This window comes from Bartonella sp. AD328YNZD (assembly GCF_042196425.1).
Window position 1 is genome coordinate 1 of record NZ_JBHIQG010000833.1, and the last position, 573, is coordinate 573.

At 32.3% G+C, this 573-nt stretch carries 1 pseudogene; it reads right to left on the bottom strand.

Annotated elements, in window-relative coordinates:
- Positions 1-535 (bottom strand): annotated as a pseudogene (locus ACFIO3_RS15300) (hypothetical protein); the annotation flags it as partial.
- Between the last annotated feature and the right edge of the window lie 38 nt (positions 536-573).

The following is a 573-nucleotide window of genomic DNA, read 5'->3' on the forward strand; positions in this document are numbered from 1 at the left end:
TTGTTTCTAAATTTTCAAAATCAATTTCTCTTTTTGATAAAATAATATTTTTATTTTTTTTGTTATTGTTAATGTTATTGTTAATGTTAATGTTATTGTACCCTCTTGAAGAATCTTCAAGACATCTTGAAGAATCTTGAAGACTTCTTAAAGAATCTTGAAGCTCTCTTGAAGATTCTTCTTGGTTTTTATGTTTTCTAGTATTGGCGGCTTTTGCTGCTCTTTCTGCAAACTTATTTAAAGTTTCGTCTGAATTTTTTAATTCTTCTTCAACATCTGAACACCACAAATGACCATCTTCTGAAAGAATAATGTGTCCAGATCTAAATAAGTAATCTAATGCCTTCTGAAATCTTTTTACTGAGCAACACGTAAAATGAGATAATATTTGCGCATCATTTACAAGAGGCTCTCTAGTACGCAACATTTGCAATCGCAATCGCATATAAACATTGCCTTCAATTGCGGGTAAACAAGCAAGATCAAGTAGCCACTTGTCTGCAAAAAGCCTCGTCCATGGCAACTTAGTTGACATACTTCACCTCCCTTTCTCCATTATTATTGCAAGTGAAA